Source organism: Desulfolutivibrio sulfodismutans DSM 3696 (assembly GCF_013376455.1).
GTDB classification, from domain to species: domain Bacteria; phylum Desulfobacterota; class Desulfovibrionia; order Desulfovibrionales; family Desulfovibrionaceae; genus Desulfolutivibrio; species Desulfolutivibrio sulfodismutans.
Genome location: NZ_CP045504.1, coordinates 2,030,419 through 2,046,733, shown reverse-complemented (window position 1 = coordinate 2,046,733; position 16,315 = coordinate 2,030,419). Strand labels below are relative to the sequence as shown.

Below are 16,315 nucleotides of genomic sequence, written 5' to 3'. Positions count from 1 at the left end.
GGGCGGGCGGGGGGAGTCCCCTGCAGACCGGGATTGGTGTAGACGCATGTCCCGGCAAACTCAACCCGGCCCGGCCCGGAGCAACAGCACGGGATGTTTCACCGCCATGACAGACGACAAGCGCTACGATGCCGTGATCGCCGGGGCCGGGCCCGCCGGGTCCGCTGCGGCCTACGTGCTGGCCCGTGCCGGGGCCCGGGTGATGGTCCTGGACCGGGCATCCTTTCCCCGGGACAAGCTGTGCGCCGGGCTTCTGACCTGGAAGACGACGGACCTCGTGGAACGGATCTACGGCATGGGCCCCCAGGCGCTTCTGGCGCGCGGCGTCATCGAGCACCGGGCGGATCGCTACCGCATCCGCCACAAGGGCATGACCCTGGCCTGCTCGGATCTGTTCCATCCCTTTTATTTTGTCTCCCGGCGGGTTATCGACGCCTGGTTTCTGGACCGGGCCAGAGAGGCCGGGGCGGAATTTCGCAGCGGCGAGGTCGTGACCGCGGCGGACGCCACCCGGGGGGAGGTGGTCACCGAGAGCGGGGACCGCTACCAGGGCCGGTTCCTCATCGGCGCGGACGGGGCGGCCAGCGTAGTGCGCCGGGCGTTTCCCCTGCCGCGCGCGGCGTTTGCGGCGAACATGGGCATGGGCCTGGAATGCCAGGTGCGCCGCGACGATCCGGATATCACCGCGGCTCATCCCGATCTTCGCGAAAACTATCCCACGGTCTATTCCGGATTTGTGCGCACGGGCTATGGCTGGGTTTTTCCCCATGGCGCCCATGCGGTGGTGGGGCTGGGGGGGCTTGCGTCACGCAAGGGCGCCTCCATGCGCCGGGAATTCGCGGCGTTCTTGGATTTCCTGCGCCTGCCGCGTCGTTTTCTGGGCTGCTGCAAGGCCCATCTTCTGCCCTACGGCAATTTTTTGACCCACCCGGTGCATCAACAGGCGCTTTTGGCGGGAGATGCGGCCGGGTTGGTGGAGACCCTCTTTGGCGAGGGCCTCTATTATGCCCTGCGCAGCGGCGAACTTGCCGCGTTGGCGGTCCTGTCCGGGCTGTCCGGCAAAGACGCCTGCGAAGGCTATCTTTCCGGGCTGCGCCAGGACATCTACCCTGAACTGTCCGGCTCCCTGCGCCTGCGGCAGGCCATATTTTTCAGCTTGCGCTTCGGGCCGTTGCCCCTGTGGTGCCTGTTGCGCCTGGGGGGCGAGCGTTTGGTGGAGATGGCCCACGGGGTGCGCTCCTACCGCTGGTTGCGGCGCCGGGCGGCAGGTCCGGGGCGCGCCGGGTGATCGCTGCGGATCGCCAGGAGATCAAAACAAAACGCCCATCTTCGCCCCCTTTGGGAGGGCAGGGATGGGCGTTTGCTGCAAAATAGGGATGGTTTAGCGCCAGGCTTTGTCCTTGCCGGAATAGCTGAAAATCTCCCGCACGCTTTCCTCCTTCTCCTCGAAGGGGCCCTTGAGGGCGGCATCCTTGGTCGGGGCCTCGCATCGGTAGGAGATGATCTGATAGGTGATGTGTCCCACGTAGGGCGTGTGGTCGTAATACACGCGCTTGACCTCCGAGCCCATGGTGTCCTTGAGCATCACCCGGTAGCTGCATTCCCACTTGCCGCCGACCTGGCGGATTTTTTTGTTGGTGGGGGTGCCGACGGCCAGTTCGTCGGACATGTCCAGCCATTTTTTTGCATAGGCCTGGAATTCCTCGCGGATGGCCTTGGGCACGTCGGTGTCGTTTTCGATGATGCCGGTCTTGCCCACATGGCGGGAGGCGGTGCTGGAGGCGACGGGCGGGGTCGCAGCTGCGGGGGACTGGACCGTTCCGGGCTCCGTTCCGGCCTTCTTGTCGGCTTTGGCCTCTGCCTTGGCTTTCGCGTCCGCTTTGGCGTCGGGTTTCCCTTCCGGGGTGTAGGGTTTGACCTCGCCGGCCTTGGGGGTTGGTACGGCGGCCTGCGTTGCGCCGACATCGGATGCGGCGCTCCCCAGGGCCTTCCCGGGGACGGAGATGGTCAGTTTTTGGCCGACCTTGAGCTTTTTGGCGTCGGTGATCTTGTTTTCCTTCATCAGATCGGCCGGTGCCACGGAAAATTTTTTAGCGATGACCGCGACGGTGTCGCCGCTTTTCACCACGTATTCCTGTTTGGGCTGTTCGATGACGATGGCCGGGAAGGGAGCGCCCACAGGCAGAACCCTGACGGCGGACATGGACGGGCCGGACGCCAGGAGAAAGAAAACGCTCGCGGCAAGGGCAGTTTTGCTTTTCATGCGGGGTAACCTTGGGTGGAAAAGACAAAGCCAGGCGACTCCAAAGGAGTCGCCTGGCTGTTTGGACGCTTAGTCCGGCGTGCTAGTTCTTGAACTTGATCACGCAACGGCGGTTCAGAGCGCGGCCCTGAGCGGTCTTGTTGGTGGCGACGGGGTCGGACTCGCCGAAGCTGATGGCTTCGATGCGGCTGGCGTCAATGCCCTTCTTCACGAAGAAGGCCTTGACGGAGTCGGCGCGACGCTGACCCAGACCCATGTTGTACTGCTCGGAACCAACGCTGTCAGTGTGGCCTTCGAGGATCACCTGGGTCTTCGGCTTGCCCTGGACGATGCCCACGCCTTCTTCCAGAACCGGCACGAATTCCTTCTTGATGTTGTACTTGTCGAAGTCGAAGTAGATGCTGCGGAAGATCACGATCTCGTCTTCGATCCACGTGTACAGAGCGCATTCCAGGAACTTGGCGCGGGCGGCTTCGTTGCGAAGCAGCTCTTCGCCGAGCTCGATGCAGTTGCAGCCGCCCAGGGCGGCGATGGCCTTCAGCACTTCCTGGCCATGCTTGTTGTCGGACAGGTCGACGATGAAGAAGCACAGCTTGTCGCCGTACTTGCCCTTCAGGGACTGGGCCACGGCAACGGGATCCACGCCGCGGTTGGAGTCACCGTCAGAGAAGATGAACACGCCGGTCTTGCCGGACAGGGTGGAGATGGGCAGCTTGTCCAGGTCTTCCAGGCCCCAGCCCATGGGGGTCAGGCGGCCGTAGATCTCGTAGTCGGTCTTGATCTTCTCGATGGCCGGGGCCAGGGTGGCCTTGGCGTACGGCGCCATCGGGGCGTATTCCTTGTACGGGGCGAAGGTGTACAGGCCGGCCTTGTAGCCCAGTTCGGGAATCATGTTGTTGAGTTCACGGGCCAGGGATTTGGCCATCATGATCTTGGAGACGCCGCCAAACTGCACGTAACGCTGTCCCTTGTAGGAAAACGCCATGGAACTCGAATGGTCGACAAAGAAAATGAAATTGTCCACCTTCGGAACCTGCTTTTTCGCCGCGGCCGGGCCGACCATCCCCAACACCAGGGCGATCAGCATCACTACAACAACATTGAATTTCTTCATGATGCTCCTCCTTCCTCGCTTTCTTTACATCTGAAATGCACGCCTTAGCCTAACCACCCTCACGACGTGGACCTGCCCGCGCACAGATTGGGCTGGATCCTGAATTTCCAGGCGTTCGATGGAAAAAACGCCCCGGCGCGGAGGTGACACGCCGAATAAGGATTAACGCTTTTCATGCGGAGAGGCAAGCCATTTAATGCTGGCTGCGGCACATTTTTCCGCCAAATCCGTGAGCCTGCCCCGATGGCGGCCGGTGAGCCGACCCCCCCGCACGCCTTGAGCATTACGCGAACATTAAAAAAAATTCAAGTTTGAAATTCCCGGTTTTCTCATTCAGGGCTCAATATTTTGCATCCGGCGACCCGCAGCAGGAGGGCGGCGTCTTGGCTATGGTTGCCCGGGAGTTTTTCGGATAACGTCCCAACCGGCGGCGCACGGCCGCAAAGGCCCGTCCTTTGACGAGACCCCGTTTCCCCATGCCCCACGAGGAGGAAGAATGTCCAACGCGCCCGGTTTCACCCGCATCTTCACCCGGACCATCCCGGAATACGACGCCACAGCCGTTTTCTACCGGCACGACGCCACCGGCGCCGAGATCCTCTCCATATCCCGCGACGACGAAAACAAGGTGTTCGGCGTCACCCTGCGAACCCCCCCGGCGGATTCCACCGGACTGCCCCATATCCTTGAACATTCGGTCCTGTGCGGCTCGCGCAAATATCCGGTCAAGGAACCCTTTGTGGAGCTTCTCAAAGGGTCGCTGCAGACCTTCCTCAACGCCTTCACCTATCCGGACAAGACCTGCTATCCCGTGGCCAGCGCCAATCTCCAGGATTTTTACAATCTGGTGGACGTCTACCTCGACGCCGTTTTTTTTCCGCTGATCCCCGAGCACGTCTTTTTGCAGGAAGGCTGGCACTATGAGGTGGACGAGTCCGGGGCCCTGCGCCGGATGGGCGTGGTCCTAAACGAGATGAAGGGGGCCTATTCGTCCCCGGACAGCGTCCTGTCCGAGTATTCCCAACGCCTGCTTTTTCCGGACACCACCTACGGCGTGGATTCCGGCGGCGATCCCAGGGTCATCCCCAGGCTGACCTACGAGGCCTTTCGGGAGTTCCACCGCCGGTATTACCATCCCGGAAACGCCCGCTTCTTTTTTTACGGCGACGACGACCCGGCCAAACGGCTGGAGCTCATCGCCCCGTATCTCGACGCCTTTGCGCCCCAGGCCACGGATTCGGCCGTGGCCGACCAGCCGCCCTTTCCCGAACCGCGCCTGGCCCGCATGCCCTACGCCGCAGGCCAGGACGAGGCAGCCAAGGGCTTCGTGACCATAAACTGGCTGCTGCACGGGGCGCAGGATCCGGAAACCGCCCTGGTGCTGGAGATCCTGGAGCATATCCTGATCGGCATGTCGTCGTCGCCCCTGCGCAAGGCCCTCATCGACTCGGGGCTGGGCGAGGATCTGGCCGGGGGAGGCCTTGAGGCCGAACTCAAGCAGATGTCCTTTTCCACGGGCTTAAAGGGCATCGATCCGGAGGACGCCTCGCGGGTGGAGGAACTGGTCCTTTCCACCCTGAACGGGCTGGTCCGGGACGGCATCGAGGCCGAGGCCGTGGAGGCGGCCGTCAATTCCCTGGAATTCGCCCTGCGCGAGAACAACACCGGCTCCTTCCCACGCGGTTTGTCGCTTATGCTGCGCGCCTTGACCACCTGGCTGCATGGCGGCGACCCCCTGGAACGGGTGTGCTTCGAGGCCCCCCTGGCGGCCGTCAAGGAGCGACTGGCCCGGGGCGAAAGGGTGTTCGAGGCGGCCATCGCCACCTTTTTTCTGGAAAATCCCCATCGCCTGACCCTGGTCCTGACCCCGGACCCCGAGCTTGGCGCCCGCACCGAGGCCGAAGAGGCCGCCGAATTGGCGGAGAAGGCCAGGGAGCTCGGGCCCGAGGGGCTGGCCCGGGCGGCAAAGGCCCAGGCCAGCCTGCGCCAGGTGCATGACACCCCGGATTCCCCCGAGGCCCTGGCCATGATCCCCCGCCTGGGCGTGTCCGACCTGCCTGCCGAAAACAAGATCCTGCCCACCGAGGCCGGGGAGGCCGCCGGGGCCTCCGTCCTGTTCCACGATCTGCAAACCAGCGGCATCGTCTACCTGGAACTGGGGTTGGACATCGCGGGCGTGCCCGAGGATCTTCTGCCCCTGGTTCCGTTTTTCGGTCGGGGGCTGCTCGAAACCGGCACGGCCCGGGAGGACTTCGTGTCCCTGACCCGGCGCATCGCCCGTAAGACCGGCGGCATCGGCCGCGACGTCTTTTTGACCTCGATCAAGGATCGGCCCGCCGACCGCGAGGCCGCGTCCAGGCTTTTTGTGCGCGGCAAGGCCACCATGGACAAGGTCGGAGATTTTCTGGGCATCTTGGCCGACGTCCTTGGCAGCGCTCGCCTGGACAATCGCGAACGGCTGTCCCAGATGGCCCTTGAGGCCAAGGCCCGGGCCGAACGGCGGCTGGCCCCGTCGGGACATGCCGCCGCCTCCTCCCGGCTGCGGGCCCGGTTCGGCCGGGCCGGTTGGGCGGCCGAGCGCATGCGCGGCGTGGAGCATCTCTTTTTCCTGCGCAAGCTGTGCGCGCGCATCCAGGACGACTGGGACGGGGTGGCCCGCGACCTGGCCCGGCTGCGGGACATTGTGATCACCAAAGGCGGGGCCGTGGCCAACGTGACCCTGGATGCGGAGCGCTTCGCGGCCTTTCGCCCGGCCCTGGCGGAGTTGCTCGACCGACTGCCCGCCGGGAGCACGCCCCCGGCGGTGTGGGAGCCACGGGAACTGCCCCGCCAGGAAGGGATCGTCATCCCGGCCCAGGTCAACTTCGTGGGCCTTTGCGTGGACCTGGCCAAGGCGGGATATGTCTTTCACGGTTCGTCCATGGTGGCCTCGCGGCATCTGCGCATGGGCTATCTGTGGGACCGGGTGCGGGTACGCGGCGGGGCCTATGGGGCCTTTTGCGCCCTGGACCGGCTGGCGGGCCCCATGACCTTCGTGTCCTACCGCGACCCGGGCACCCTGCGCACCCTGGAGGTCTTTCGCGAGGCCGGAAACTATCTGCGCAGCGTGGACCTGTCGGCCGACGAGATGGAGCAGGCCATTGTCGGGGCCATCGGCGACCTGGACGCCTACATGCTGCCCGACGCCCAGGGCAACGCGGCCATGGGCCGCATCCTGGCCGGGGACGACGAGCCCGGACGGGAACGCATGCGCCGGGAAATCCTGGCCACGACCCTTGATGATTTCCGCCATTTCGGCGAGATACTTTCAAAGGCCATGGAAGACGCCCATGTGGTGGCCCTGGGGTCTCGCGAGGCCCTGGCCGCCATGCAGGCGGAACTGCCTGCCATGGTCATGACCACGGCGCTGTAACCCAGACTTTGAAAAGAGGGCCATGACATGTTCAACCTGTTCCACCTGTTCCGCAAAAGCGGCCTTCTGGACGGCGCCGCCCCGGAAAAAGACATCTTTAAAAAGAAGTACCAGTATTTTCAAAGTCTTTTGGCGGGCAACAACATGGCCCTGGAGCTTATCACCGACATCGAGGGGATTTGCTACGGAGAAAAACCGTTCACCTTGGAGTACATTCTGGACCGCACCGAGCTTCTGCTCAAGGTGGTCTATGACATTGCCGAAGACTTAAACGCCCTGTCCGACGGACGCTATCCGGAGCTCTTCGACGCCGTGGAGCGCATCGGCATCAGCCTTTTGCAGGAGTTGGTGCGCAAAAAGGAGATCGAGCCCACGGCCCCCACCATGTCCATGGAAAGCCTGAGCCTGGAAAACGCCTCGGAGACGGGCGGCAAGGCCGCAAGCCTGGGCGAGGTCAAAAACCGGGTGCACTTGCCCACCCCCCGGGGGTTCGCGGTCACGGCCTACGCCTGCTACCAGTTCTTGCGGCAAAACCGCATCTTCCAACGGGCCGGGCGTTTCCTGCGGGGCCTGAACATCGACGACACGGAAAAATTGCTGGAATTGTCCGAACAGGCCCGCAAGCTGGTGCTTGAGGCCCCGCTGCCTCCGGAGGTTGAGGCGGCCCTGCGCCTGGAGGCGGACAAGCTGGCGCGCGAATACGGCCCGGGCGTGCGCCTGGCCATGCGCAGTTCGGCCCTAAGCGAGGATTCGGAATCGAGCTTCGCCGGACAGCATTCCTCGGTGCTCAACGTCCGGCCCGAGGACATCGTCACCGCCTACAAGGAGGTGGTGGCCAGCGTGTTCAACCCCCGGGCGGTTTATTACCGCCGCAGCAAGGGCTACCCCTGCGACCATGTGGTCATGAGCGCCCTGTGCCTGACCATGGTGGACGCAGCGGCCAGCGGGGTCATGTATACCCGCGACCCCAACGACACCCGCAAAAACGTCATCCTCATCAATGCCGTATGGGGGCTGGGGATCGGCGCGGTGGACGGCTCCTCGGCCACGGACTATTACGAGGTCGAGAAAAAGACCCTGCACCCCACGGCCATGCGCGTGGCCGACAAACAGACGCGCGTCGTGCGCGGCGGAGAAAGCGGGCTGACCACCGAGACCGTGCCTGCCGACATCCGCAACGAACGCTGCCTCACCGACGAGCACATCGCCACCCTGGCCGGGTACGGCCTGCGCCTGGAGCGGCATTACGGCCGCCCCCTGGACATCGAGTGGGCCCTGGACGGCGAGGGACGGCTGATCATCCTCCAGGCCCGGCCGCTCAACCTGGATCTTCTGTGCGAGGACGAGACCTGCCCCGACGAGCACGCCACGCCAAGCGAGGAGGTTCCCGGGTTCCCGGTGCTCTTGCGCGGCGGCTGCACGGCCGCCCGGGGCAAGGCCGCCGGTCCCGCCTTCGTGGTCACCTCGGACCACACCCTGGTCAATGTTCCGGAAGGGTCCATCCTCATCGCCCCCCAGACTTCGCCGCGCTACGTGTCGCTTCTGGGCCGGGTGCGGGCCATCGTCACCGACGTGGGCAGCGTCACCGGACATATGGCCTCGGTGGCCCGGGAATTCGGCATTCCCACCCTGGTGGGCACCGGTTCCGGCACGACGACCATCCCCCATGGGGCCGAGATCACCGTGGACGCCACCAGCCGGTTGGTCTACGGCGGCCGGGTGGAGCAAATCCTGGAGCGCAAAAAGCCCGTCAATCCCATGAAGGGCAGCCCTACCTACAAGACCGCGCGCTCGGCCCTGAAAAAAATCGCCATTTTGAACCTGGTGGATGCGGAGCGGGAGGATTTCAGCCCCGAGAACTGCCGCACCCTGCACGACGTGATCCGCTTTTCCCACGAGTTGTCCATGCGCGAGATGTTCCGCATCAACGAAAATTTGAGCGTGGACAAATCCTTTGCCCTGCGGGTCAAAGCGCCGCTTCCCATGCGCATCTACGCCGTGGATCTCGGCGGCGGGTTTGCGCCCAACTGCTCCCAGGAATGCACCCTGGCCGACATCGTGTCCGTGCCGTTTCGGGCCCTGCTCCAGGGCATGACCCATCCCAACGTGCGCTGGGTGGGGGCGGTGGGGGTGGATATCAAGGGGTTCATGAACATCGTGGCCGAGTCGGCCATGGCCGGGCCGGCCCAGGACGAACGCATGGGCGGTCCCAACTATGCCGCCGTGTCCAAGGAATATCTGAACTTCAATTCCAGGCTGGGCTACCACTTCGCCACCGTGGACACCTACTGCGGCCTAAACGTCAACGACAACTACATCACGTTTTCGTTCAAGGGCGGCGCGGCGGACATCGGCCGCCGGTCCCGGCGGGCCATGCTGATTGCGGCCATCCTCAAGCGCATCGGCCTGCGCACGCGCTTAAAGGGCGACATGGTCAAGGGCACCATCGCCAAGTACGTCAGCCCCGTGATGGAGGAGAAGCTGGACCTTATCGGGCGGCTTCTGGGGTCGGTGCGGCTTTTGGACATGGTTTTGGCCGACGACGGCCAGATCGAGTGGTACGTGGAGGAGTTTTTCAAGGGCAACTACAGCTTCGAGCGGGGGTAGGTCCGCCCTCTCCGGTGGATTCCAGGAAGGGTTTCCAAAGGGGCCATGCCCCTTTGGCCGCCGGAGGCATTTCCTGACTCCAGCCCCGCCGTCCTGCCGCTACCGCCCCGTGGCCAGCACCTCGGGCAGGCCGCCGGACTCCCCTGACGGGGCGAAAAGCCGGGACAGGGCGGCCGCGTCCCCGGCGTCGAGTACGGATCTCGCGCCCAAAAGCCACTCCAGCGCTCCGCGTTTCCGTTTGGGCCCGGCCACCGTGGGCGTCTTCTGGCCCGTCAGGCCGATCTCGGCCTTGAGATAGTCCTCGGCCTCCTCCAGCCCTCCGAGCTCATCCACCAGCCCCAGGGCCAGGGCGCGCTCGCCGGTCATGGCCCGGCCGTCGGCGATGACCGCCACGGATTCCGGGGACAGTTTGCGGGCGGCGGCCACGGCGTGCTGGAACTGGGCGTTTAAGTCCGTGACGATGCCTTCCAGGTAGGCCCGGTCGGCCTCCTTGAGCTCTTTGAAGGGCGACCCGGCGGTTTTCAGGTCGCCGCTGGCCAGGGATTCGAAGGAAACCCCGATTTTCTCCAACAGCTCGCGGACGTTGGGATACTGGGCCATGACCCCGATGCTGCCCGTGAGCGTGCCCGGGTTGGCGAAGATGCGCTGCGCCGGGCAGGCCGCGTAGTAGCCGCCGCTGGCGGCCACCGTGGACATGGAGGCCACCACGGGTTTGACGGCGGCCAGGCGGGCCACGGCCTGGTAGATTTCCTGGGACGGTCCGAAGGCCCCGCCGGGCGAGTTGATGCGCAGGATGACCCCCTTGATCGTGGGATCTTCGCGCAGTTCCTTGATGAAGCGCACGGCGGGCTCGGCGTCGCCCAGAAAGCCCTCCAGGCGCACCAGTCCGAGGCGGGCCTTGACCGCGAACAGGCCGCCGCCTTCGTCATCGGAAAAAAAAGACGTGACGGCCCTGGCCCCCAGAAGGAGGGCCACGGCCGCCACGATCAAAAGCACAACAAATAGCGCAGGACGCCGACTGGGAAAGGACCGGTTACTGGGCATCCTCTTCCAGCTTCTGGCGCAAGAGTTCGCCCAGATTGCTGCCGGTGTCGTTGGGCCCGGCGGTGCGGAATTCCTTGGCCTTGCGCTTGTCTTCCTCTTCCTTGGTGGCCTTGATGGACAGTCCAAGGCGGCGCTCGTCGGCGCTGACATGGATGACCTTGGCCTCGATCTCGTCCCCTTCCTTGTACACCTCGGCCGGGGTCTTGACCTTCTTGCGGCTGATCTCGGAGACGTGCACCAGACCTTCGATGCCCTCCTCAACCTCGACGAACAGCCCGAAGTCGGTGATGTTGGTCACCGTTCCATGCACCACGGTGCCCACCGGATAGTTGTCCGGCACCTTGGTCCAGGGGTCTTCGGAGAGCTGCTTGACGCCCAGGGTGAACTTCTCGTTCTCCTTGTCCACGGTGAGCACCTTGGCCCGCACCGTGTCGCCGCCCTTGAAGAGCTCGCCGGGGTGGCGGATCTTCTTGGTCCAGGAGATGTCCGAAACGTGGATCAGGCCGTCGATGCCGTCCTCGATGCCGATGAAGATGCCGAACTCGGTGATGTTTTTCACCGTGCCCTCAAGCACCGTACCCTCGGGGTACTTCTCGGCCACCACATCCCAGGGGTTGGGGCGGACCTGCTTCATGCCAAGGGAAATGCGCTTTTTGTCGGAATCGACGCCAAGCACCACCACCTCGACCTCGTCGCCCACATGCACCATCTGGGACGGATGCCGCAGCTTGCGGGTCCAGGACATCTCGGAGATGTGGACCAGTCCCTCGACGCCGGGCTCAAGCTCCACGAAGGCCCCGTAGTCCACCAGATTGGTGACCTTGCCGGAAAGGCGCGTGCCCTCGGGATACTTGTCGCCGATGTTCTGCCAGGGATCGTCCACCAGCTGCTTCATGCCCAGGGAGACCTTCTGCTTTTCCTGGTCGAAGGACAGAACCTTGAGTTCCAGTTCGTCGCCCAGATGCACCAGTTCCTTGGGATGCTTGATGCGCTTCCAGGACATGTCCGTGATGTGCATGAGTCCGTCCAGGCCCCCAAGGTCCACGAACACGCCGTATTCCGTGATGTTTTTGACCTTGCCGGTGACCGTCTGGCCCTCGGCCAGGGTTTTGAGCAGGTCGCGGCGCATGGAATCCCGGCGTTCTTCGAGAAGAACCCGACGGGACACGATGACGTTGCTGCGGCGGCGGTTGATCTTGAGAACCCGGAATTCGAAGTCCTGGTTGACCAGGGCGTCCATGTCCGGAACCGGGCGCAGATCCACATGGGAGCCGGGCAAAAACGCCTCGACGCCGCCCAGGTCCACGGTGTAGCCGCCCTTGATGCGGCGTACGATGCGGCCGGTGATGACGTCGTCTTTTTCCTGGAGCTCCTCAAGCTTATCAAAAAGCTGCATCCGCTTGGCCCGGTCGCGGGACAGCGAGATGGTGCCTTCGGATTCGTTTTTGTGCACCACGTAGACGTCGATCTGGTCTCCGACCTTGATGTCCACGTTGCCCTCGGGGTCGGTGAACTCGGAGACGGGAATCTGGCCTTCGGACTTGAAGTTGACGTCCACCAGGACGTGCTCCTTGCCCACCCGAACGACAACGCCGGGTACGATGGTGCCGTCGTCGATGTCCCCAAAGTCTTCATTCAGGTAATTTTCAAGGGCGGCCTCGAAATTTACCTCCATCTCCGGGGTGTTGCTGTGTTCATTTGTCATTTCCGCTGTTTTTTCCATGGGTTAACCTCCAACGCGATCTCTCCTTGAAAGGATTTAGCTTCCTACCAGAAAGGCCGGGTGCTGACAACCTGTATTTATCGGCTTTTAAGGGGCGTCAGCCCGCCGCAGGCGCCAAAACCCGCCTGCGCCATAGCCGCGCCAGCAATGTCAGCATGGGCGCGATGGCCGCCGCTTCGGCCAGTTCCCGGAAGACGAACGGGCCAAGTCCCAGGTACAGGACCATGCCCAATCCGGCGGCCAACAGAATGGGGGACAGGGTGCGCAGGGTGAAAAGCCCCACGGTTTTCTGGCAGTAGCCGGTGGTGGCCACGGCCACCGCCGCCTTGGTGATCAGGATGGCCAGGGCCGCCCCGGCCAGGGGCTGGGCCGGGATGAGCGTGGCGCACAGCGCCAGGTTGAGGGCCAGTCCGGCCAGGTAGATGACGAGCAAAAGCCGCTGGCGGCCCTGGCTGAGCATCAGGTAGGCGGCCAGGTTGTGCAGAAAGGCCACCAGCACCGTGGGGGCCAGGTATTTTTGCAGCCAGACCGCCTCGGCATAGTCCGGGCCGTAGATCAGGCCGATAAGGCGATCCGACTCCACGGTCAGGACAAAGACAATGGGCAGGGCCAGGGCCAAAAGCCATTGGGCCGAGACCCGGGCCAGGCGGTGGAACTCCTCGCGCCCGGTCTTCCACAGCCGTGAGAACAGGGGGAACAGCACGTTGCTCAAAAGCAGCGAACACACCAGCACCGAAACGCCGTCCACCAGTTCCCAGGTGACGGAATACCGGGCCACGGCCTCCTGGCCTCCGGCGCGTTGCAAAAAAAACAGGTTGGACTTGTTATAGGTGATGGCCGCCAGGGCCATGATCAGAAACGGCGCGCCGTTTCGGGTCGTGCCCCAGATGCGCAGCATGGCCTTGCGCCCCAGGTCGAAGCGGTTCCACTGCTCGCCCCGCAGGGTGACCAGGACGCCGCCCGCCAGGTTGGCGGCGTTCTCCACCACCTTGAAAAGCCCCATCCACAGCGGCCCCGCCCCGGCCAGAAGGGTGGCGAAGGCCCAGCCGTAGCCCAAAACGGCGGCCACGGCCCGGATCAGGGCCTCCTGGTCCTGGCGGCCGCGCACCCGGCAGGCCACGAAAAACGTTCCGGACAGGGGTTCCAGGCCCACCCCCAGGGAGATGACCGCCACCAGCCCCACCAGTTGCGCGTCGTATCCCTGCTGCCAGGCCATGCCCACCACCCCGGCCATCCCGGCCACGAACAGGGCCGCCTTGATGACCGTGTACTGGGCCAGAATCTCCCCGGTTCGGGCGTAGCGGCGGCTTAAGGAGGCCACCAGGGGCTGGTTGAGGCCGAATTCCCCCAGAAACAGGATGAACTGGCCCAGGCCGAAGGCCAGCATGAATCCGCCGTAGGTATTCGAACTTTCCCGGGCCAGGAGGATGAGAAAGAGGGTGTGCAGCGAGTCGCGCATCCACTGCGCCCCGGCCAGCTTGAGAAATTTGCCCAGGATGCCGTGCTGCGGGGCGGCGGGCGCGTCCGGGGCGGTCTCTTCTGTGGTCATGAAGCTCCATGCGTCCCCGTCCGGGGCTCGAACTTTCCTTTTGCCCTGGTTCGGGCTAGGGACTCACCCTGTCGGTTCCCCCAAAACCCTTACCGTTCAGCGTGGCCCCGTGGTCAATCCCACCTTTGCCCGAAAAGAACAAGCCGAACCCCTGCGCGTGGCCCTTTTGCTGCAGGATCTGTGCTTCGGAGGCACCCAGCGCCATGCCCTGGAGCTGGCGGCGCGCCTTTCCCCGCAGCGCTTCCGGGCGGAGTTGTGGACCCTGATGGCCGGGGAGGATTTTTTGCCCCTGGCCGAACGGTACGGGCTGACCGTGCGGCGGCTGTGCGACGCCGGGGCCGTGGGGCCGCGCTCCCTGGCCGCCCTGTGGCGGGCGCTGCGCACCCACCGGCCGGACATGCTGGTTCCCCTGACCGTGGTCCCCAACATCTGGGGCCGGGTACTGGGGCGGCTGGCCGGAGTCCCGGCCGTGGTGGGCAACTGCCGGGGGGCGGCGGACCCGCCCAAGCAGCATGAATGGGTGCTGTGGCCCCTGGCCGACCATGTCCTGTGCAACGCCGGGGCCGTCAAAACCCTTTTGAACCGGACCTATCGCGTGCCCGCAGGCCGGATCGCCGTGATCCGGAACGGGGTCGACACCGAGGCCTTCACGCCCGCCGCCTCCCCCCCCGACGGCCCGCCGGTCATCCTGTGCCTGGCCAGGATGGACCCGGTCAAGGACCACGCCACCCTGCTTGCGGCCTTCGATCTGCTGGCCCCGGAGCGCCCTGAGGCCCAATTGTGGCTGGTGGGGGACGGTCCCGTCCGGGAGGAGGTTGTCCGCCGCATCCAGGCCAGCCCCTTCCGGGAGCGCATCCGGCTTTTTCCGGGCGATGCGGACGTGCGCCGCTATTATGCCCGGGCCACGATTTTTGCGCTTTCCTCCCGGCACGAAGGGCTGCCCAACGTGGTTCTGGAGGCCATGGCCTCGGGGCTTGCCGTGGCGGCCACGGACGTGGGGGGGGTTCCCGAGGTGGTGCGCGACGGGATCACGGGCAGGCTGGCGCCGCCCGGCCGACCGGAGGCCCTGGCCCGGGCCATGGGGGAGCTTTTAGGAGATCCGCTGCTTCGGCGGCGCATGGGCCAGGCGGCCAGGGACGTGGCCGTTGCGGAATTTTCCCTGGAGGCCATGGCCCGCCGCCACGAAGAGGCGTTTGCCGCGGTCTGGGAGAAAAAGCGCCGCCCCTGACCGTGGTCGGGCGCCGAGGGGGGATGCTGCGTCAGGCCGAGTGGGCGCAGATGAGTTCGATCATCCGGCGGGCGTTTTTTTCCGAGTCGTAATAGTCCAAGATGAGCTGGCGTCCCCGTTCGGCCATGGCCAGGGCCTTGTCCCGGTTGTGGAGCACGTCCAGGATGGCCCGTTTCATGGCCTCCACGTCCAGTTGGGGAATGAGTCGGCCGGTCTCGCCGTCGCGCACCACTTCCCGAATGCCGCCCACGTCCGTGGCCACCACCGGCACCCGGTGCATCAGCGCCTCCATGATGACCGTGGGCAGGCCGTCGCGGTCGCCGCTCTGCACCACCTTGCTCGGGGTCACGAACACGTCCGCCTCGCGCAAAACCCGGGGCACCTGATCGTGGGGCACAAAACCCGGAAAGCGCACCTTTTCCGTCAGCCCCAGCCGCCGGACCAGGGCCTTGAGCGGCAGGCACTGGGGGCCGTCCCCGGCCAGGGTGAGGGTGAAATCCACCCCGTCGTCCGCCAGGGACTTGCAGGCCCGTAAAAGCACGTCGAGTCCCTTGGTGCGCACGAAGCGGCACAGGGCCATGATGTGGTAGGGCGGCTGCATGGGGGCCGGGGCGTCCTGGCAGTTTTCCCAGGACAGGCAGTTGCGCACGAGCACGATTTTCTCGTCGTGGTTGCCCGCAAAGCCGCGCAGATAGTCGATGTTGAAGGCGGCATCGACCCGGGTAAAGGCGGCCTGGGCGATTTTATCCTTGAGGGCCCCGTCGGCGGGATAGATGTCCCCGGCCCGGCCGGTGAAGCTGAAGGGGATGCCGGTTAGGGCCGAGGCCACCCAGGCGGCCGTAGCCGGGCCGTTGGCCCAGCAGGCGTGGATGTGGCGTACCCCGGTCTCCTCGAAACGCCGGGCCAGGTGGCAGCCGCAATAGCAGGCCCAGTAGTTCTCTCCGGTCTGCTCCAGGCAGCGCCAGCGCCGGAAAAGCAGCGAGGCCATGAGCGGCTTGAAAACCTCGGGGCGGCGTTTGAGCCAATAGACAAAGGCCGAGGCCCCGGGCAGGATGTGCCGACATCCCAGCCGTTCCACCGGGATGTCGTCGCGCAGCATGTCGTCGCTTAAGTGGCTGTCCAGGCGGCCGTACATGGCGTAGACCGTAAGCGGCATGCCCATGCGCCGCATGACCTGGGCCTCGCGATAGATGAACGTCTCAGAGGGCTTGGGGAACCAGAGGGTGACATATGCCGTTTCCGGCATGGAGAGCGGTTGCTGTCGTGGGGGCGTCCCATACTTCATATCAGTGTCCCACCGTAACACATTCGGATTTATGGAAATGTGAATGGTTATTGATGCAAGCGGCCCTTCCGGCGCAAGAAGCGAACGCGG

At 64.7% G+C, this 16,315-nt stretch carries 10 protein-coding genes; 4 read left to right on the top strand and 6 right to left on the bottom strand.

The window, feature by feature from the left end:
* Positions 1 to 106 precede the first annotated feature (106 nt).
* Complete coding sequence (locus GD606_RS09665; protein ID WP_163302110.1) at positions 107 to 1,288, top strand: geranylgeranyl reductase family protein; 1,182 nt, start codon at positions 107 to 109, stop codon at positions 1,286 to 1,288.
* A gap of 93 nt (positions 1,289 to 1,381) precedes the next feature.
* Here the strand turns inward: GD606_RS09665 and GD606_RS09660 are convergent, their stop codons facing one another.
* Positions 1,382 to 2,263 (bottom strand): LysM peptidoglycan-binding domain-containing protein, encoded by an 882-nt coding sequence (locus GD606_RS09660; RefSeq protein ID WP_163302109.1) that lies wholly within the window; start codon positions 2,261 to 2,263, stop codon positions 1,382 to 1,384.
* A gap of 82 nt (positions 2,264 to 2,345) precedes the next feature.
* On the bottom strand, positions 2,346 to 3,377 hold the full coding sequence (locus GD606_RS09655; RefSeq protein ID WP_211922159.1) for an OmpA family protein: 1,032 nt from the start codon (positions 3,375 to 3,377) through the stop codon (positions 2,346 to 2,348).
* 496 nt (positions 3,378 to 3,873) lie between these two features.
* Here GD606_RS09655 and GD606_RS09650 point away from each other — a divergent pair, with 496 nt between their 5' ends.
* Positions 3,874 to 6,789, top strand: coding sequence for an insulinase family protein (locus GD606_RS09650; protein ID WP_163302108.1), 2,916 nt, complete (start codon positions 3,874 to 3,876; stop codon positions 6,787 to 6,789).
* 27 nt (positions 6,790 to 6,816) lie between these two features.
* Positions 6,817 to 9,396: a PEP/pyruvate-binding domain-containing protein gene (locus tag GD606_RS09645; RefSeq protein WP_163302107.1), complete on the top strand. Its 2,580-nt coding sequence runs from the start codon at positions 6,817 to 6,819 to the stop codon at positions 9,394 to 9,396.
* A gap of 99 nt (positions 9,397 to 9,495) precedes the next feature.
* Here GD606_RS09645 and sppA read toward each other — a convergent pair whose 3' ends face one another.
* The 3 genes from sppA to GD606_RS09630 all read right to left on the bottom strand — a co-directional run bounded on the left by sppA (position 9,496) and on the right by GD606_RS09630 (position 13,712).
* Positions 9,496 to 10,440, bottom strand: a complete 945-nt coding sequence (gene sppA / locus GD606_RS09640; RefSeq protein ID WP_163302106.1) for a signal peptide peptidase SppA — start codon at positions 10,438 to 10,440, stop codon at positions 9,496 to 9,498.
* Positions 10,430 to 12,163, bottom strand: coding sequence for a 30S ribosomal protein S1 (locus GD606_RS09635; protein WP_163302105.1), 1,734 nt, complete (start codon positions 12,161 to 12,163; stop codon positions 10,430 to 10,432). The genes sppA and GD606_RS09635 overlap by 11 nt, the downstream gene beginning before the upstream one ends.
* A gap of 97 nt (positions 12,164 to 12,260) precedes the next feature.
* A complete protein-coding gene (locus GD606_RS09630; protein ID WP_163302104.1) occupies positions 12,261 to 13,712 on the bottom strand; it encodes an oligosaccharide flippase family protein in 1,452 nt (483 codons plus the stop codon).
* A 109-nt stretch (positions 13,713 to 13,821) separates the two neighbouring features.
* Between GD606_RS09630 and GD606_RS09625 the strand changes: the two genes are divergently transcribed.
* Entirely contained in the window at positions 13,822 to 14,940 is a 1,119-nt protein-coding gene (locus GD606_RS09625) for a glycosyltransferase family 4 protein (RefSeq protein WP_246299040.1), read from the top strand.
* A gap of 31 nt (positions 14,941 to 14,971) precedes the next feature.
* Here GD606_RS09625 and GD606_RS09620 read toward each other — a convergent pair whose 3' ends face one another.
* Positions 14,972 to 16,186 carry a glycosyltransferase gene (locus GD606_RS09620; RefSeq protein ID WP_246299039.1) on the bottom strand — a complete coding sequence of 405 codons (1,215 nt, stop codon included), beginning with the start codon at positions 16,184 to 16,186 and terminating at the stop codon, positions 14,972 to 14,974.
* Positions 16,187 to 16,315: the final 129 nt, after the last annotated feature.

What these genes read in the sequence shown, in the direction of transcription:
- GD606_RS09665 (WP_163302110.1), top strand. Translation starts at nt 107, where the DNA reads ATGACAGACGACAAGCGCTACGATGCCGTGATCGCCGGGGCCGGGCCC.
- GD606_RS09660 (WP_163302109.1), bottom strand. Translation starts at nt 2,263, where the DNA reads ATGAAAAGCAAAACTGCCCTTGCCGCGAGCGTTTTCTTTCTCCTGGCG.
- GD606_RS09655 (WP_211922159.1), bottom strand. Translation starts at nt 3,377, where the DNA reads ATGAAGAAATTCAATGTTGTTGTAGTGATGCTGATCGCCCTGGTGTTG.
- GD606_RS09650 (WP_163302108.1), top strand. Translation starts at nt 3,874, where the DNA reads ATGTCCAACGCGCCCGGTTTCACCCGCATCTTCACCCGGACCATCCCG.
- GD606_RS09645 (WP_163302107.1), top strand. Translation starts at nt 6,817, where the DNA reads ATGTTCAACCTGTTCCACCTGTTCCGCAAAAGCGGCCTTCTGGACGGC.
- sppA (WP_163302106.1), bottom strand. Translation starts at nt 10,440, where the DNA reads ATGCCCAGTAACCGGTCCTTTCCCAGTCGGCGTCCTGCGCTATTTGTT.
- GD606_RS09635 (WP_163302105.1), bottom strand. Translation starts at nt 12,163, where the DNA reads ATGGAAAAAACAGCGGAAATGACAAATGAACACAGCAACACCCCGGAG.
- GD606_RS09630 (WP_163302104.1), bottom strand. Translation starts at nt 13,712, where the DNA reads ATGACCACAGAAGAGACCGCCCCGGACGCGCCCGCCGCCCCGCAGCAC.
- GD606_RS09620 (WP_246299039.1), bottom strand. Translation starts at nt 16,186, where the DNA reads ATGCCGGAAACGGCATATGTCACCCTCTGGTTCCCCAAGCCCTCTGAG.